We start from the raw sequence: 14,418 nt of genomic DNA on the forward strand, positions 1-14,418 counted from the left end.
CCGCCACCAACTACCTGGCGGTCCTCCATCTGGCCTGCATGATGCTCTGGCTTAATTAGGGACACCCCCTAGGCCCCTTCGGGCTGTCCCTGGAAGCGCCCGCGGCCTTCACGGTCGCGGGCGCTTCGCCATTTCCAGCGGCGGCGCTTCGCGCGCGAACAACGAGACCCCGCCGACGCGCGGTGGCGTCAGCGGGGTCTGGAGACAGCCGCGCCCTGGGAGGCTCAGGTCACCTTGACGCCCGGCGAGAAGGGCTGGCCCACCGGTTCGATGATGCGCGGGCTCCCGTTGTCCCCCGGCCCGTTGCCGGGACCGCCACCCGGGTCGAAGGTGGACGGCACGTGGCGTTCCCGCCGCTCCTCCTCCGTCCCGGCCTCGCGCGCGGGAGGCAGGTCCTCCAAGGGGATGTGCAGCACGTCTTTCTTGCTCTTGCTCATGACGAACGCCTCCTTTCCCCTCTGAGGTTGGGGTGGGCGGGGGCATTGCGCCACCGGGCGCCCCCCCGCCCGCATGGTCCCCTGCCTCCAGAATGCGTCTCTCTTGGATGACAGGGAGCGGGCGGGGGCTTATCCAAAGAGGTCCAGGCAGCGCGCACCCATCACCGAAAGCGTCCAACGCATGAAGCTGTTGCTGGCAGGCCGACGAGGAGCAAGCGATCCGCTGTTCGCCCCCCCGGAGGCGTCCCTGCCCTGGCTTCAGCGCGTGGAGGCCTGGTTCCAGCAGGTGGCTGAAGGCGTGCTGGAGAGCAGCCACATCGAGGACGGCCCGCAGGGCGCGCCCGTGCTGCACCTGCGCCTGCACCCGGCCGCGGCGGAGGTCATGCTGCTCGCGGCGACCCAGGAGCGCGTCGTCGTGTCCGCGGACACCAGCGCCGCGGGGCCCGGCTACCACCGCTACCTGGTGGACCTGCTCAAGGGGCTGGGCGACCTGTACGGCATCTCCTGGGCCCCGCCCGACGAGGACGTGGGCGTGGGCGACGCCACGGGCTACTTCCACGGCGGCGACGTGGACCTGGTGGAGAAGCACTTCCTGGGCTGGCTCCAGCACTCGGTGGGTCAGGTGCTGCGCATGCGCAGCCTGGGCAACTCCGGCTTCGCGCTGTCCATGCGCTTCGGCCACACCTTCCAGCACCCGGGCGCGCTGCTCACACCCATGGGGCCTCGCGACGAGCGCTGGCTGCGCACCGTGCACGAGGACCCGCGGCAGGGCACGGACGTGTTCCCCTGGTGGAACCCCGGCGTGGACGCGCGCGAGCGCTTCACGCGCGCCCTGTGCCGCCTGTGGACGGACGTCGTCTGGCGCCCGCCGCTCCTGGAAGAGGAGCGTCAGCGCCTGCGCGACGTGGCCCGGCTGCTGGAGCAGGCCTGGCGCGAGGACCCCTCGCTCCCCTACCCGTGGCGCGAGTGGCAGGAGGTGCTCGGCTACCTGGGCCTGGGCGGGACGGTGGCGGAGGAGGTCCACCGCCGCGCCCTGGAGTCGCCCGGCGTGGGGCCGTCCATCGGCTACCGGCGGGGCTCCGTGCAGGTGGCGCTCCCGGAGGGCTGGGAGATCCGCATCCCCGGCTCGCTGGCGGAGGCGCGCCTGGGCGACGGAAGCTGGGTGGCCCGCGACCACCGCCGCACCGTGCGCGTGGTGCCCCTGGAGGACTCCGCGGAGGAGCCACTGGCGCCCACCAGCCCGGAGCGCAAGGCCCTGGAGCTGGAGCACCACGGCGCCCGCGTCAGCGGCCGCGCGTCCCTGCACATGGGCCCCGGCGAGTGCCGGCTGACGGCCCTGTGCCGCTCCGGCAGCCGCCGCGCCCTCTGCGTGGTCAGCTTCGATGATCCCGAGGAGCAGGACTGGGCCCTGGGCACCTGGCGTTCGCTGGACCACGCCGTCGCGGCCTGACGGGCAGGTTGTTTCAGCACCGACCACTTGCCAGAGCGCCGCCCGGTGGACAGTCAGCGCACCCGGACGTCTTGCCGCACAGCGCAGTCGCACCCACATTCCGGCGGCAGTTTCCCCACGGAATCGAGTGAGACGCATGAGCAGCAAGCGGGAGATCTGGCCGGGAAAGCCCTGGCCGCGAGGCGCGACCTTCGACGGCTCGGGCACCAACTTCGCGGTCTATTCGCAGGTGGCCACACGCGTGGAGGTGTGTCTCTTCGACCGGGCGGACCCGACGAAGGAGATCGAGCGCTTCGACTTGCCGATGAGCACCGAGTTCGTCTGGCACGGCTACGTGCCGGACCTGGAGCCCGGGACGCTGTACGGCCTGCGCGTGCACGGCCCCTACGAGCCGGAGAAGGGGCACCGCTGCAACCCGCACAAGCTGCTCGTCGACCCCTACGCCAAGGCGCTGTACGGCGAGGTGGACTGGAAGCAGCCGGTGTTCGGCTACCCCCTGGAGCATCCGAAGAAGGACCTGATGCGCGACGAGCGCGACAGCGCGGCCGGCATGCCCAAGGGCGTGGTGGTGAGCGACTTCTTCGACTGGGGCAACGACCGGCGCCTGGACATCCCGTGGCGCAAGACGGTCATCTACGAGGCCCACGTGCGCGGCCTCACCATGCGCCACCCGGGCGTGCCGGAGCACCAGCGCGGCACGTACGCGGGCCTGGGCTCGCCGGCCATCATCGAGCACCTGCAGAAGCTGGGCGTCACCGCGGTGGAGCTGTTGCCGGTGCAGGCGTTCGCGGACGACTCGTTCCTCAACGACAAGGGCCTGTCGAACTACTGGGGCTACAGCACGCTGAACTACTTCTCCCCGGAGCAGCGCTACGCCAGCCGCAAGACGCCGGGCGGCGCGGTGGCGGAGTTCAAGTCGATGGTGAAGGCGCTGCACGCGGCGGGCATCGAGGTCCTCCTCGACGTCGTCTACAACCACACGTGCGAGGGCAACCACCTGGGGCCCACGCTGTCGTTCAAGGGCATCGACAACGCGTCGTACTACTGGACCATGCCGGAGGCGCGGCACTACCTGGACTTCACCGGGTGCGGCAACAGCCTCAACGCGTCCAACCCGCAGACGGCGCGCTTCATCGTGGACAGCCTGCGCTACTGGGTGGAGGAGATGCACGTGGACGGGTTCCGCTTCGACCTGGCCACGGTGCTGGGCCGCAGCGGCAAGGGCGGCTACGACCCGAACGCGCCCATCTTCCAGATCATCAACCAGGACCCGGTGCTGGGCCGCGTGAAGCTCATCGCGGAGCCGTGGGACGTGGGCCTGGGCGGCTACCAGGTGGGCGGCTTCCCGTCGCCGTGGCACGAGTGGAACGGCAAGTACCGGGACGCGCTGCGCAAGTACTGGAAGGGCGACGAGAACCAGGCCGCGGAGGTGGGCTACCGGCTCACGGGCAGCGCGGACCTGTTCGCGGCGGCGCGCCGGCGTCCGCAGGCGTCCATCAACTTCGTCACCGCGCACGACGGCTTCACGCTGCACGACCTGGTCACGTACAGCAGCAAGCACAACGAGGCCAACGGCGAGCACAACCGCGACGGCGCGGATGACAACCAGGCGTGGAACTGCGGCGTGGAGGGAGAGACGGACGACACCGACATCATCTCCCTGCGCGAGCGCCAGAAGCGAAACCTGCTGGCGTCGCTGTTCCTGTCCACGGGCGTGCCCATGATTGTCGCGGGCGACGAGATGGGCCGGACGCAGCATGGCAACAACAACGCCTACTGCCAGGACAACGAGCTGTCGTGGGTGGACTGGAACCTGGACACGACGCGCCAGGACCTCCTGGAGTTCACGCGCAAGCTCATCCAGTTCCGCCACGGGCAGTCGGTGCTCCAGCGCCGCCGCTTCTTCCAGGGCGAGCACCTGTGGGAGTCCGAGCACAAGGACCTGGCGTGGTTCCGGCCGGACGGCACGGAGATGGGCGCGGAGGACTGGCAGAAGCCCTTCGTGCGCTCGCTGGCGTTCCTGCTGGGGGGCGACGCCATCCCCACGCCGGACGAGCGCGGCCAGCGCGTCAGCGGCGACTCGCTGCTCGTGCTGCTCAACGCGCACCATGAGCCGGTGACCTTCACGGTGCCGCCGCCGGGCGAAGGCGGCGCGTGGCGGCTGGAGCTGTACACGGCGGACGACAAGCGTGGCGACGAGGAGATGAAGCCCGGGAAGTTCGAGATGGCCGGGCGGTCGCTCGCGGTGTTCCGCAAGCCTGGACCGGGGTTCAACGGCGCGGCGTGATAGAGCGTGCGCACCTTGTTTTCGAGGAGCGCACGGCATGGCGGACGCGGACGACGGCGGCAGGAGGGAAGAGGCCGCCGTCGCGCGGGTGTACGGGGAGATCGCCTCCGCCTACGAGGTGCTCTACCCGTCCCTGCATCGCTACGGGGAGCGGGTGGAGCGCTTCCTCGCGGACGTGATGAAGCCGGGCCTGCGCGTGCTGGACGTGGGCTGCGGCCCGGCGCTGCACACGCGGGGCCTGGACGCGTCCGTGGACGTGGTGGGCCTGGACCTGGCGCCGGAGATGCTGGAGCTGGCGCAGCGCGCGCGGCCCGCGGGCACGTGGCGCGTGCACAGCTACATGGAGCCGGTGCCGGAGGACCTGGGCACGTTCGACGTCGCGCTGGTGATTGGGTGTCTGGACTTCTGTGACGACCTGCCGCGCGTGCTGGGGCACCTGGGCCGCGTGCTGAAGCCGGGCGCGCGGATGTTGTTCACGGTGCTGGAGCGCAGGCCCGGGCTGGAGGCGCACGAGGCGTCCACGCGCCGGGCCCGCACGGCGGACGCGGACGTGACGCTGCACCTGTGGAGCGCGGAGGAGACGGCGCGCGCGGTGGAGTCCGCGGGCCTGCGGGTGCGTGGGTACGTGCACGGGCCCGGCTGGGAGATGATGGCCGAGGAGCGCGTGATGTGGTTCGGCTGGTGGGACGTGACGCGCGGCTGAAGGGGCGCTGTCAGGATTTCCGCACGCCCGCGTCCGGTGGCCCCGTCGGCGAACTTCAGGGGGCGCACGGGGTTGTCCCGAGGCGTCCGACTCCATGCGCGGGCGCTTTGCGCCAGGGCATGCCACTCGGACGTTCCTCACGGCCATCACCGCCGGGTGTTCCTGCCGCTATCGAAGGCCGTACCGGTCGCGCGCCACCATGAGGCGCGCATGGCTGCCCTTTGCTGGGCAAAAACCGAACTAGCTCAACCTGGTAGAGCACGAGACTCAAGATCTCGGTGTCGAAGGTTCGAATCCTTCGTTCGCCCGGGACCCCGTCGTTTGTCGCTGGTGCCAACGCGAGTCCACCGCGTCCTCCTCCCCACGCCGCACACTGGCCGGTCGCCAGGGCCTCTGGAGGCTTCCGTGCTGTTCGCGGAAGCGCTCCGGTCGCCGTCCGTGACCGGCATCCGGTGCGGAAGCCCGGGAGGCTGAACGCGGATCCGGACGGTCTGTTCGCGCGACGCGCCCGTGGGGCGGCGGGGTCCTCTTCCCAGCAGCCGGGCTGCACTCCTTTTCTTGTCGTCGAGGTGACGTGTCATGGGCATTGGTCGGGTGGAAGTGGCGCAGAACGAGCGGCTGTTCGTGGTGGTGAACGGGAAGGCGGAGCAGTACCTGGGGCCGGGCCGGCACTGGGTGGTGCGTCCGTTCCAGACCGTCCGCTTCGAGCGCGTGCCGCTGGAGCCACCGGTCACCCGGCTGGATGAGGCGAAGCTCGCGTTGGTGCCGGAGAAGGACCTCCAGGTGCTGGAGCTGGGCGCGGACGAGCGCGCGGTGGTCTTCCATCACGGCCAGCCGGTGCGGTGGCTGGGGCGGGGTCAGCACCAGGTGTGGACGGCGCAGCGGCTGCCCGGTCGGACCGGTCGGCCGGAGACGCCGACGGTGCGGGTGGAGCGCGTGGACGTGTCCGGGGTAGCGACGGAGCCCCCGCGGGACGAGGTGCGCGCGCTGATTCCGGCCAGCGACTACGTGGAGACCACGGCCACGGAGGGCACGGTGGCGCTGCGGTACGTGAACGGCGTGCTGGATGCCGTGCTGCCGCCGGGCCGTCACGCGGCGTGGACGGTCGCGCACAAGGTGCAGTTCGCGGTCATCGACCTGCGCGAGAAGCTGCTCCACGTCACCGGCCAGGAGGTGATGACGAAGGACCGCGTGACGCTGCGGCTCAACCTGTCCGCGGCGTACCGGGTGGTGGACGCGCGGCGGCTGGCGGTGGTGGCGCGGGCGCCGGATGAAATCCTCTACCTGGCCATGCAGCTCGCGGCGCGCGAGGCCGTGTCCACGCGCACGCTGGACGAGCTGCTGACCGCGCGAGAGGCCGTGTCCACGGAGCTGTACGCGCAGGTGAAGTCGGGGGCGGAGGGCGTGGGCCTGGAGCTGCTGCGCTTCGGCATCAAGGACGTGGTGCTGCCGAAGGAGATGAAGGACCTGCTCAACCGGGTCATCCAGGCGCAGAAGGAAGCGGAGGCCAACGTCATCCTGCGGCGCGAGGAGACGGCGGCGACGCGCTCCATGGCGCAGACGGCGAAGGTGCTCGCGGAGAACCCGCTGCTCGTGCGCCTCAAGGAGCTGGAGGCGTACAAGGACCTGGCCGCGAAGGTGGGTCAGGTGCACCTCGTGCTCGGTGAGGGCGCGGTGCCCACGCTGCATCTCAAGGGCGGCTGAGGTTTCTGTGGGAGTCGAGGCCCTCGGACCGGAAGTACGGTCCGGGGGCCTTCGTGCGTTCAGCGGGTTTCGTAGCAGTACCGGTACAGGTTGACCCCTCCCCCCGTTTAGGGCGAGCTAGGGCGCATGTACGTGAAAGAGGTCCACCTCTCCAACATCCGGTCCATTGCTTCTCTGGTGTGGGCCCTGCCGGATCAGCCGGGCCCCGGATGGCACGTCATCATTGGTGACAACGGAGCAGGGAAGAGTTCGTTCCTGCGCTCTATCGCGCTCGCGTTGGTAGGACCAGATGAAGCAAAAGCTCTGCGCCAAGATTGGAACGAGTGGCTGCGAGGCAACGAGCTGAAAGGGTCCATCCGGCTCCAGCTTGAGCCAACACCGGACTACGACCTCATTGTGGGAACACCGGAGGCTCCTGACGCTCCATACTTCCTCAATCTGAGGTTCTCGCGCAGCTTGACCGAGGTCCGGCCTCTTCATTCCTCCTCAGCGACCTCAGCTCCAGAGCATTCCGTTTGGGGGAATGGCTCGGGCTGGTTCAGCGCTTCATACGGCCCGTTCCGACGGTTCACGGGTGGCGACCTGGAGCAGGAAAAGCTGTTCCATTTGAATCCAAAGCTGGCCCGGCACTTGTCCGTATTCGGCGAGTCCGTCGCACTCTCGGAAAGCCTCGAATGGCTCAAGCTCCTCCAATTCAAGAAGCTGGAGAATGACCCTGAGGGAAACCTTCTTGAGCCGTTGAAGCAGTTCATCAACCAGCCCGACTTCCTACCCAACGAAGCCCGACTTGAATCCATCTCGTCCAAGGGTGTCCGATTCGTCGATGGCAACGGCTGCGAAGTTCCCGTAGAGAACCTGAGCGATGGCTATCGCTCCATCCTGAGCATGACCTTCGAGCTGATCCGCCAGCTCGCTCGGACATATGGATCCGACAAGCTCTTCGCGCCCGGAGATCCAACGACCATCATCGTCCCCGGTGTCGTCCTGATTGATGAGATCGACGCTCACCTGCATCCCGTGTGGCAGCGCCGGGTGGGCCGGTGGTTCCGGGAACACTTCCCTAACATCCAGTTCATCGTCACGACCCACAGCCCGCTCATCTGTCAGGCCGCAACCGTGGGCAGTGTGTTCCGCCTTCCCAGACCGGGCAGTGACGAAGAAGCGGGCATGGTGACGGGTGTCGCACTGGATCGTCTTCTCTACGGCAACGTCCTGGACGCCTACAGCACCGGCGCTTTCGGGGACGTGCCCCTGCGCTCTCCCGAAGCGCTGGAGAAGCTCGAACGGCTCGCCATCCTCAACCAAAAGGAACTCGCGCAGGGCCTGTCCCACGAGGAGCAGGCCGAGCAACAACACTTGCGCGCGCAACTCCCCACCGCATCCAGCGCCCTTCCGTCCGACACGGAGGTGCCGCAGCCTTGATCCACCTCCCGAACCTCCCACTGCCGGAGCCCGCCAACACGCAGCTCAAGGGATATCAGCAGGAAATCGACTCGCTCCCCGACTACGCGATGCAAGTCGAGCGGGCGAAGGAGCGATTCAGCAATCTGAACAAGAAGGGCCATCCGACCTTCGACGCCGTCAAGGCGACCCTGTCGAAGATGTGCGTGGGAGTCCAACGCTGTGCCTACTGCGAGGACTCACTGGCCGACGAGGTGGAGCACATCCGGCCCAAGGCACTGTATCCAGAGCTGACCTTTGCCTGGATGAACTACCTGTACGCCTGCGGTCCCTGCAACGGGCCCAAGAACAACCGCTTCGCGGTCTTCGCTCAGGGGACAGGCGTCCATACGGACGTGGGTCGCCGCCGTAACGCCCCTGTGGTCCCTCCCGTCCCAGGCACGCCCGTGCTGCTGGATCCTCGTGTGGAGGATCCCATGGACTTCATGAGCCTGGAGATCCGGCAGACATTCCTCTTCACCGCCACTGCTGCACCGGGCACCGTGGCGTACCAGCGCGCCAAGTACACCATCGAGCTTCTTGGCCTTAACAGCCGTGAATCGCTCCCACGTACGCGCTGCCACGCCTATCGCGACTTCCTCATGCACCTCAGGGGATACGTCCAGGACCGTGCCCACGGCCACGCCCCCGAACACCTCCAGCACCTGGCGCACGACATCCAGACGCGCCAGCACGCCACGGTCTGGCGGGAGATGAAGCGCCAGCACCAGCTCATCCCGGAGCTGAAGCGCCTGTTCGAAGCGGCTCCCGAAGCCCTCGGCTGGTAGTTCCGGACCCAGTGGCCCCGTGGCTGCGGAACCACACCCGGACTGTCTCCCACCGCCCCCACTTCCTGCCTTCTCAGAGGGGAACCGGCGTTGGCCCGGGGGCTGCAATGTCCCCGGGCACACCCTGAAACCAAGGTTCCCGACCATGCGAGTCCTGCTCGCCACGCTCCTCGTCTGTCTTCTGGCCGCCCCGGCCTCCGCGCAGCAACCCTGTCCCCCGGCCGCGTCGCCCACCGCGGGCGTCGCCCAGGGCACCCTGGTGGCTCGCTTCCGTGCGCAGCCCGATACGGCGTGCCCGGACACGGAGCCTCGCACCTTCAGCCTCAAGCAGACACAGGTGGACGCGGAGGTCAGCGGGTTCCTCGCTTCCGTCACCGTGACGCAGGTGTTCGAGAACCCCTACTCCGCTCCCCTCGAAGCGCTCTACGTCTTCCCGCTGCCGGAGCTGGCCGCCGTGGATGGCATGGAGATGCACCTCGGCGAGCGCGTCATCACGGGCGTCATCCAGACCCGCGAGCAGGCCCGCGACACCTACGAGCGCGCCAAGGCCGAGGGCAAGACGGCCGCGCTGCTCGACCAGGAGCGCCCCAACATCTTCACCCAGTCCGTCGCCAACATCCTGCCGGGCGAGACCATCCGCGTGCGCATCCACTACGTGGAGCGCCTCACCTACGACGCCGGCACCTACCGCTTCAGCTTCCCCATGGTCGTGGCCCCCCGCTTCATCGGCGGCGCGCCGCTGCCCACGCGCCAGGGCGAAGGCGTGGAGCCCGACACCACCTCCGTCCCCGACGCGAGCCGCATCACGCCCCCCGTCATCACCGACACGCGCAGCGGCCATGACATCCAGCTCACCGTGCGCCTGGACGCGGGCCTCCCGGTCCACTCGCTGCGCTCCACCACCCACCGCGTTGACGTGAAGCGCGACGGACCGTCCCGCGCCACCGTGAGCCTGGGCCGCGATGACCGCATCCCCAACAAGGACTTCATCCTCGAGTACGTCGTCGCCGACGCGCTCATCCGCCCCGCCGTCCTCATGCACCGCGACCCCGGCGCGGACCACGGCTACTTCCTGGTGATGCTCAACCCGCAGTTGTCCCCCACCCAGCGCGAAGTCGTCCCGCGCGAGCTCTACATGGTGCTCGACACGTCCTGCTCGCAGTCCGGCCTCGCCATCGAGAAGTCCAAGGCCATCACGAAGGAGGTGCTCAACCACCTGATGCCCGAGGACACCTTCCAGGTCCTCAACTTCGACACGCAGGTGACCAAGTTCGCGCCCACCGCCGTCCCCGCCACGCCGGAGAACATCCAGAACGCCCTGCCCTACGTCGCCAACTTCTGGGGCGGTGGCGGCACCGACGTGAACATCGCCGCCCGTGAAGCCATGCTGCCCCCGAACGACCCCGCCCGCCTGCGCATGGTGCTCTTCATGACGGACGGCCTCATCGGCGGTGACGAGCAGGTGCTCGGCACGCTCCAGGAGCACCTCCGTGAAGAGACGCGCATCTTCGCCGCCGGCGTGGGCTCCAGCACCAACCGCTACCTCATCACCAAGATGGGCGAACTGGGCCGCGGCGCCTCCACCCTCGTCAACCTCAACCGCCCGGAGGAGGACGTCGCCCGCGAGTTCGAGCAGCGCATGCGCGGCCCCGTCCTCACCTCCGTCCACGTGGACACGGACGGCCTGCCCGTCAGCGACGTGTACCCCAAGTCCGTGCCGGACCTCTTCGCCGGCCAGCCGCTGTTCCTCGTGGGCAGGTTCACCGGCACCGGTGACGGCGTCCTCCGCATCTCCGGCCGCGTGCGGGGCCAGGTCCGCCACTTCGACGTGCCCGTGCACTTCCCCGAAGTGGCCCCGGAGCACGACTCGCTCAAGAGCCTCTGGGCCCGCCAGCGCATCGAGGAGCTCACCGTGGAGGGCTACCGTGGCGAGACGCCCGAGATCATCCAGGGCATCACCGACACCGCGCTCCAGTACCACCTGATGAGCCGCTACACGTCCTTCGTCGCGGTGGAGCAGGTGGCCCGCACGAACCCCGACGGTGAGACGGTCCGCGAGATGGTCCCCGTGCAGCTCCCCGACGGCATGGTCTCCGGCGCGCTCAGCCGCGAGGAGATCCCCCCCGGCGACCCCATCATCTCCGTGCGCGCCCCGCGCAACGCCCGCCGCGTCACCGCCTACTTCCCCTTCGGCCTGGTGAAGCCGCTCACGTTCGACAACCTCACCCGCTCCTGGCGCGGCCGGTTCCTCGTGCCGCTGGGCGTCGCGGATGGCTACTACACCGTGTTCATCATCGCGGAGCTGGCGGACGGCCGCGTGGAGCGCAGCGAGGTGCGCTACCGCCTGGACTCGAAGGGCAACGACTTCGACGTCGTCCTCTCCCAGAAGGAGCTCGCCGCCGGTGACACGCTGACGCTGGACGTGGACGCGGTGGAGGCCACGCAGGAGGTCAGCGTGTACGGCGACCTCTTCGGCGAGGACCAGCACCTCTTCGACTCGCAGGACGGCCTGCGCTTCACGAAGTCGCTGGTCATCCCGGAGGGCACGCCCGCCGGTTCCTACGAGCTGGTGTTCGTCGCCCGCGACGCCGCCGGCAACCGCTTCGAGCGCCGGGAGACGCTGCGCGTCATCCACGCTCGGCGCGACTGACCCGCGAATCAATCTCGGATACCCTGGCGGCCCGTTTCGGCCCCGCGCCCTCACCGGCGCGGGGCTGGTTGCTTTCGCACCCGGCCGCGAGGAGTCCTTCGATGTCGTCGTCCCTGCACTACACGCCCAACCTCCGCGATATTGAGTTCAACCTCTTCGAGTTCCTGGACATCGGCCACACGTCGCTGGGCAAGGCGCCCTTCGGGGACCTGGACGAGACGGCGGCCCGGCAGACGCTGCAGACGTTCGCGCAGTTGTGCACGCAGGAGCTGGCGAAGAGCTTCGACGAGTCCGAGCACAACCCTCCGAAGCTGGAGAACGGCGAGGTGAAGCTGCCCCCCGGCCTCAAGGCCGCGATGGGCGCCTACTACGACGCGGGCATGCACCTGCTGGAGACGCCCCCGCACCTGGGCGGCCTGGGCGCGCCGCCGTCGCTGGGCTGGGCCGCGTTCGAGCTGCTGCTGGGCTCCAACCCCGCGCTGGCGTTCTTCACGCTGGGCAACCTGCTCGCGCGCGTCATCGACAGGCTGGGCACGGAGTCGCAGAAGAAGCGCTTCCTGCCGCACATCCTGGACAAGCGCTGGAGCGGCTCCATGGTGCTGACGGAGCCGGACGCGGGCAGCGACGTGGGCGCCGCGCGCACCAAGGCCCGGCACGTGGACGGCGACGTCTGGGAGATTGAAGGCGTCAAGCGCTTCATCACCAACGGCGAGTCGGACATCGCGGAGAACATCATCCACATGGTGCTCGCGCGTCCGGACGGCGCGGCGCCGGGCACCAAGGGCCTGTCGCTGTTCGTGGTGCCCAAGTACTGGGTGAACGAGGACGGCAGCCTGGGCGAGCACAACAACGTCGTGTGCACCAAGCTGGAGAAGAAGATGGGCCTGAAGGGGTCCGTCACGTGCGAGCTGACGTTCGGCGACGGCAAGCCCACGCGCGGCCTCTTGCTGGGCGAGGTGCACGACGGCATCCGGCAGATGTTCCACATCATCGAGAACGCGCGCATGGCGGTGGGCCTCAAGTCCATGGCCGCGCTGTCCGCGGGCTACTTCCGCGCGCTGTCGTTCGCGAAGGACCGCGTGCAGGGCAGCGACCTGGCGAAGGCGCGCGACAAGTCCGCGCCGCGCGTGAACATCCTCCAGCACCCGGACGTGCGCCGCATGCTGATGGCGCAGAAGGCCCACGCGGAGGGCCTGCGCGCGCTGGCCCTGTTCACCGCGTCCGTGCAGGACCAGGTGGAGCTCCAGGGCGGCCACCGCTCCACGGCGGCGGGCGAGGCGGACGTGCTCAACGACATGCTGCTGCCGCTGGTGAAGGGGTACAGCTCGGAGAAGGCGTATGAGCTGTTGTCCCTGTCGCTCCAGGTGCACGGCGGTTCGGGCTTCCTCACGGACTACCCGGTCGAGCAGTACATCCGGGACCAGAAGATCGACTCGCTCTACGAGGGCACCACGCACATCCAGGCGCTGGACCTGCTGATGCGCAAGGTGGCGCGCGACGGCGGCGCGACGCTGATGGGCCTGCTGGAGCGCGTGCGCGCGACGGCGGACGGCGACGAGGGCGGCCCCGAGCTGAAGACCGAGCGCGCCGCGCTGGGCGAGGCGGTGGGCCACCTGCAGACGCTGCTCGGCACGCTGATGGGCAAGCTGGGCGAGTCCGTCTACCACGTGGGCTTCCAGGGCAACCGCGTGCTGTTCGCCGTGGCGGAGGTCATCATCGGCTGGCTGCTGGTGCGTCACGCGGCCGTGGCGCTGGAGCGGATGAAGACCAACCCCGGCGACAAGGCGTTCTACGGCGGCAAGGTGGCCAGCGCCCGCTGGTACTGCCATGAGGTGCTGCCCGGCATCGCGCACGCCGCGCGCATGGTGGAGAACGGCAACCTGGACCTGATGGACCTGCCGGAAGAGTCGTTCTAGCCATCCGCCGGATGGGGCCCGAAGGACGGTAGCGACATGTCCTTCGGGCCTTCGGACCGGTGAGTGCCGGGCGTGCGCTCAGGGTTCCAGGTCAACGGCAGAGAAGGCGTAGGCACCCACGGCGTTGAAGGAGATGCCCCCCCAGAAGATGAACAGCTCGACCGTATGACGGCCTTGCTGCATCACCTGGAGGTCGAACGTTTCGCTCCTCGGCCTGCTATCGGACCTATTCGACTCGAACAGCACCTCGCCCCCGGGGCCACGCACTCGCATGCAGCAGATGTGGGAGGAGTATTCACCCTGACACGTCAACCGGTAGGCGCGGCCCGCGACGGCGTCCAGCGCGACGACGTCGACATCGCCAGCGGGCTCGACGTACCCCGAGACGGGGGTGCCGATGGGCACCGGGGTGGCTTCCGTGAGGGTGTTCGCGAAGTCGTCCGGCCCCCGGTCCAGCAGCGAGTATTTGTAGGAAAGATCGAAAGTGGAGGTGAATTTGCGGTTGTGCTCCACGCGGGCGTACACGGGACCATCCTGCGTAGCGAGCACGGCCGACTGGTAGGTCGAGAGCGCCCCCGTGCCCACCGAGCCCGGCAACGTGAGCCCGTCCGCGCCGAGGAGCTCGACACGGCAGCTCGGGGCGTAGTCAGACAAAGATGCATTGCAGCTAAAGCGGTAGATGCGACCGGCCGTGACGTGGAACGAGAACAGGTCCACGTCCTCGAGGTTGTCCAGGTTCGCGTCCACCCATTGGGAGGAGGGGTCCATGAGTTCCACGGGGGTCGCGGCCTCGAGGGAGTCCCCATGGTCATCTCCCTCGCGCACGTCCCGCCTGCAGGACAGGTCCGCCGGGACGTAGCCCTGGGGGCATTCGCAGGCGGCCTCTCCGGAGGACGTCACACATTGGCCCGGACCGCAGTCGGTGTCCTCGCACGGGTCGGAATCACAAGCGCAGAGGATGGCGAGCGCGAGCGCCATCGCCAGGGAAGAAGCAGAACGCAGCATGTCTTGGACTCCCACGGAGGCCCGGCCCCAATCCCCCC

General features: G+C 68.8%; 10 protein-coding genes. 8 read left to right on the forward strand and 2 right to left on the reverse strand.

Annotated features, from left to right (window positions below; all coding sequences use genetic code 11):
• Window positions 1-224: 224 nt before the first annotated feature.
• Complete coding sequence (locus K8612_RS33835; protein WP_223739556.1) at window positions 225-437, reverse strand: hypothetical protein; 213 nt, start codon at window positions 435-437, stop codon at window positions 225-227.
• 181 nt (window positions 438-618) lie between these two features.
• Between K8612_RS33835 and K8612_RS33840 the strand changes: the two genes are divergently transcribed.
• From K8612_RS33840 to K8612_RS33875, 8 genes are all read left to right on the forward strand, one after another.
• On the forward strand, window positions 619-1,887 hold the full coding sequence (locus K8612_RS33840; RefSeq protein ID WP_223739557.1) for a hypothetical protein: 1,269 nt from the start codon (window positions 619-621) through the stop codon (window positions 1,885-1,887).
• Between the two features lie 136 nt (window positions 1,888-2,023).
• On the forward strand, window positions 2,024-4,174 hold the full coding sequence (gene glgX / locus K8612_RS33845) for a glycogen debranching protein GlgX (protein WP_223765267.1): 2,151 nt from the start codon (window positions 2,024-2,026) through the stop codon (window positions 4,172-4,174).
• A gap of 37 nt (window positions 4,175-4,211) precedes the next feature.
• On the forward strand, window positions 4,212-4,877 hold the full coding sequence (locus K8612_RS33850) for a class I SAM-dependent methyltransferase (protein ID WP_223765268.1): 666 nt from the start codon (window positions 4,212-4,214) through the stop codon (window positions 4,875-4,877).
• A gap of 579 nt (window positions 4,878-5,456) precedes the next feature.
• Entirely contained in the window at window positions 5,457-6,581 is a 1,125-nt protein-coding gene (locus K8612_RS33855; RefSeq protein ID WP_223765269.1) for a slipin family protein, read from the forward strand.
• 126 nt (window positions 6,582-6,707) lie between these two features.
• Window positions 6,708-8,003 (forward strand): AAA family ATPase, encoded by a 1,296-nt coding sequence (locus K8612_RS33860; RefSeq protein WP_223765270.1) that lies wholly within the window; start codon window positions 6,708-6,710, stop codon window positions 8,001-8,003.
• Window positions 8,000-8,809 carry a hypothetical protein gene (locus K8612_RS33865; protein ID WP_223765271.1) on the forward strand — a complete coding sequence of 270 codons (810 nt, stop codon included), beginning with the start codon at window positions 8,000-8,002 and terminating at the stop codon, window positions 8,807-8,809. The genes K8612_RS33860 and K8612_RS33865 overlap by 4 nt, the downstream gene beginning before the upstream one ends.
• 145 nt (window positions 8,810-8,954) lie before the next feature.
• The gene (locus K8612_RS33870; protein ID WP_223765272.1) at window positions 8,955-11,459 is read left to right on the forward strand and encodes a VIT domain-containing protein; all 2,505 of its coding nucleotides are present in this window, start codon (window positions 8,955-8,957) and stop codon (window positions 11,457-11,459) included.
• A gap of 101 nt (window positions 11,460-11,560) precedes the next feature.
• Complete coding sequence (locus tag K8612_RS33875; RefSeq protein WP_223739562.1) at window positions 11,561-13,375, forward strand: acyl-CoA dehydrogenase; 1,815 nt, start codon at window positions 11,561-11,563, stop codon at window positions 13,373-13,375.
• Between the two features lie 78 nt (window positions 13,376-13,453).
• On the opposite strand, the gene K8612_RS33880 is transcribed toward K8612_RS33875, so the two are convergent.
• Window positions 13,454-14,380: a hypothetical protein gene (locus K8612_RS33880; protein WP_223765273.1), complete on the reverse strand. Its 927-nt coding sequence runs from the start codon at window positions 14,378-14,380 to the stop codon at window positions 13,454-13,456.
• Window positions 14,381-14,418 lie beyond the last annotated feature (38 nt).

Origin of the sequence: Corallococcus sp. AS-1-6 (genome assembly GCF_020037015.1) — a bacterium.
Classification (GTDB): Bacteria; Myxococcota; Myxococcia; order Myxococcales; family Myxococcaceae; genus Corallococcus.